At 69.4% G+C, this 3,876-nt stretch carries 1 protein-coding gene; it reads left to right on the top strand.

Annotated features, from left to right (window positions below; all coding sequences use genetic code 11):
• Positions 1–16: 16 nt before the first annotated feature.
• Positions 17–3,876 (top strand): phosphoribosylformylglycinamidine synthase (gene purL / locus LJE61_RS07605; protein WP_296917946.1); only part of this gene is annotated, 3,860 nt, incomplete at its 3' end.

The raw sequence follows: 3,876 nt of genomic DNA, 5'->3' as shown, positions 1-3,876 counted from the left end.
CCCAGAGTGATTGCCGATGCTCGTGCTCCGTGGTGCACCCGCCCTCTCCGAGTTCCGTCTGCGTAAGCTGGCCGATCGTCTGCGCGAGCAGACCGGTGTGCCGATCGCGCTCTATGCGGAGTACGTCCACTTCGCCGATCTATCGCGCGAGCTGGCGGAACACGAGCAAGGGCTGCTCGAGCGGCTTTTGCGTTACGGCCCGACCTTGTCGAGCCATCCGCCCGTCGGCCGTCTCGTCCTCGTCGTGCCCCGTCCGGGGACCATCTCCCCCTGGTCGTCCAAGGCGACCGACATCGCCCGCAATTGCGGCTTGAGCGGTCTCAGACGTCTGGAACGCGGCACCGCTTACTACCTGGCCGGAGGGAACGGCGCCCCGGACGCCGCGGCGGTCGACACTGCCGCGGCCGTGCTGCACGACCGCATGACCGAGGTCGCACTCTCCGACCTGGCCGATGCCGAGCGGCTCTTCGCGCGGGCCGAGCCGCGCCCCATGTGCCGGATCCTGCTCGCGACGGACGCCGAGGAGGCGCTGGCGCGGGCCAATGGCGAGCTGGGTCTCGCGCTCTCCTGCGACGAGATCGCCTACCTTGCCGCCAGCTTCGGGGCGCTCGGCCGCGATCCGACCGACGTCGAGCTCATGATGTTCGCCCAGGCCAACTCGGAGCACTGCCGACACAAGATCTTCAACGCGCGCTGGCAGGTCGACGGCGAGCCGCAGCCTCACTCGCTCTTCGAGATGATCCGGCACACCACCAGCGCCTCGCCGGAGGGAGTCCTCTCAGCGTACAAGGACAACGCCGCGGTCATCGAAGGCTGGGAGGGGCGCCGCTTCATGGCCGACCCCTCGACCGGGGTCTATGGGGAGCACGAGGAGCCGATTCAGATCCTCATGAAGGTGGAGACCCACAATCACCCGACCGCAATCGCCCCCGATCCGGGGGCCGCGACCGGCGCGGGCGGGGAGATCCGGGACGAGGGCGCGACCGGGCGGGGCGCCAGACCCAAGGCCGGTCTCTGCGGCTTCTCGGTCTCCGATCTCCGCATCCCGGATTTCCGCCAGCCTTGGGAGTTGCCGGACGCGCATTACTACGGCAGGCCGGGGCGGATCGTCTCCGCGCTGGACATCATGCTCGAAGGCCCGATCGGTGCCGCGGCTTTCAACAACGAGTTCGGTCGCCCCAACCTCGCCGGCTACTTCCGGACCTTCGAGCAGGCTATCCCAGGCCCGAACGGCGCAACCGAGCTGCGCGGCTATCACAAGCCGATCATGCTTGCCGGCGGTCTCGGGAATATCCGGTCCGAGCATGTCGCCAAGCAGCCGTTCCCAGCCGGCTCGCCGCTGGTGGTCCTCGGCGGGCCGGCGATGCTGATCGGCCTCGGGGGCGGCGCGGCCTCCAGCATGGCCTCCGGGGCCTCCGCCGAGGACCTCGACTTTGCCTCCGTGCAGCGCGCCAACCCCGAGATGCAGCGCCGCTGCCAGCAGGTCATCGACACCTGTTGGGCGCTCGGCGAGCACAACCCCATCCTCTTCATCCACGACGTCGGGGCCGGCGGGCTCGCCAACGCCTTTCCCGAGCTGGTGCATGATGCCGGGCGGGGCGGGCACTTCGAGCTGCGCGCGATCCCCAATGCCGATCCCGGCATGTCGCCGATGGAGATCTGGTGCAACGAGGCGCAGGAGCGCTATGTGCTGGCCATCGCTGCGGAGCGACTCAAGCAGTTCCGGGCGATCTGCGAGCGCGAGCGTTGTCCGCACGCCGTCGTGGGGACCGCGACCGAGGCCCCGCATCTGCACCTGGGAGACGAGCAGCTCGCCGACACCCCGATCGATCTCCCCTTATCCCTGCTCTTCGGCAAACCGCCGAAGATGCAGCGGGTTGCCGTCTCGGGTGACCGGCCGCGCTCACCGCTGGCGACCTCGGCCATCGATCCCCGAGAGGCGCTCGATCGGGTGCTGCGCCTGCCCACGGTCGCCGACAAGAGCTTTCTCGTCACCATCGGCGATCGCAGCATCACCGGCCTGGTCGCACGCGATCAGATGGTCGGCCCCTGGCAGGTCCCGGTGGGCGACTGTGCAGTGACCATCAGCGACTATCGCGGCGTGACCGGCGAGGCGATGGCCATTGGCGAGCGCGCCCCACTGGCCCTCCTCGATGCCGCGGCATCCGGGCGCATGGCGGTGGGCGAGGCGATCACCAACATCGCGGCGGCGCGCATCGAGTCGCTCGGCGACATCAAGCTCTCCGCGAACTGGATGGCGGCCGCGGGCGATCCGGGCGAGGACGCGCGGCTCTTCGAGACCGTGCGCGCGGTCGGCCTCGATCTGTGTCCGGCGCTCGGCATCGCGATCCCGGTCGGGAAGGATTCCATGAGCATGCGGACGGTCTGGGAGGATGCCTCGGGTGTGCGCCGTGAGATGACCGCCCCCGTGTCCCTGATCGTCTCCGCCTTTGCCCCGGTGCTCGACGTCCGCGCGACCCTCGCGCCGCAGCTTCGCGCCGACCGGGGTGACACCGATCTGATCCTGATCGACCTCGGGCAGGGCCGCAACCGCCTCGGCGGATCCGCACTCGCGCAGGTCTACGGGCGGCTCGGCGAGGTCGGCCCCGATCTAGATGATCCCGGGCTGCTGAAGCGGTTCTTCGCCGCCATCCAGGAGCTCCAGGCCGAGGGGTTGCTGCTGGCCTATCACGACCGCTCGGACGGCGGCCTGATCACCACGCTGTGCGAGATGGCCTTTGCCGGGCGCTGCGGGATCGAGGTGGACATTGGGCTGGTGGGACCCGATGACCTCCCGGCGTTGTTCAGCGAAGAGCTGGGTGCCGTGATCCAGGTGCGCCACACGGATACGGACGACGTGCTTCAGATCCTGGAGCTGCACGGGCTGGCCGAGTTCAGTCCGGTGATCGGCATGATCGATGACACCGGCCTGATTCGCGTCTGTCGCCGCTGTCGGGTGCTTTTCGAGGCCACCCGGGTCGAGCTCCAACAGGCCTGGTCGGCGACCAGCCACCGGATGCAGTCGCTGCGTGACAACCCCGAGTGCGCCGACGAGGCCTATGCGCGCATCGGCGAGCCGGACCCGGGCCTGCACGCGGTCCTGAGCTTCGATCCGGACGACGATCTGGCCGCGCCCTACGTCGAGCGCGGTGCCCGCCCGCCGATGGCCATCCTGCGCGAGCAGGGCGTCAATGGGCACGTGGAGATGGCCGCGGCCTTCCACGCGGCCGGTTTCCAATGCGTGGATGTCCATCTCTCGGACATCATGGCTGGCCGCGTCGAGCTTGGCCGGTTCCGCGGACTCGCGGTCTGCGGCGGCTTTTCCTACGGTGACGTCCTGGGGGCGGGGGAGGGCTGGGCCAAGTCGATCCTGCTCCATCCGCGCGCGCGTGAGCAGTTCCTGGCCTTTTTCGGGCGCGCCGACACCTTCGCGCTGGGCATCTGCAACGGCTGTCAAATGCTCTCGAACCTGCGCGAGCTGATCCCGGGCGCCCGGCACTGGCCACACTTCGTGCGCAATCGCTCGGAGCAGTTCGAGGCCAGGACGCTGATGGTCGAGGTGCAGGAGACACCCTCGATTCTCCTCGCGGGGATGGCCGGCTCGCGCATCCCGATCGCCGTGGCTCACGGCGAGGGCCGGGCCGAATTCCGCGACCTCGGGCATCTGGCCGCCGCGCGCCCGGTCGCGGCAGTGCGCTATACGGAGAACGACGGGCGGGTCACCGAGCGGTACCCGGCCAACCCCAATGGCTCGCCCGAGGGCATTGCCGGTCTGACCAGCCGGGATGGCCGGGTCACCATCATGATGCCGCACCCGGAACGCGTCTTTCGCACCGTCCAGAGCTCCTGGCATCCTGATCACTGGGGGCCGGACGC

The sequence above is a fragment of the Thiocapsa sp. genome (genome assembly GCF_022340925.1).
In the GTDB taxonomy this organism is placed as follows: domain Bacteria; phylum Pseudomonadota; class Gammaproteobacteria; order Chromatiales; family Chromatiaceae; genus Thiocapsa.
The sequence above is the reverse complement of the archived record's forward strand: the minus strand, read 5'-3'. Positions and strand labels throughout refer to the sequence as shown.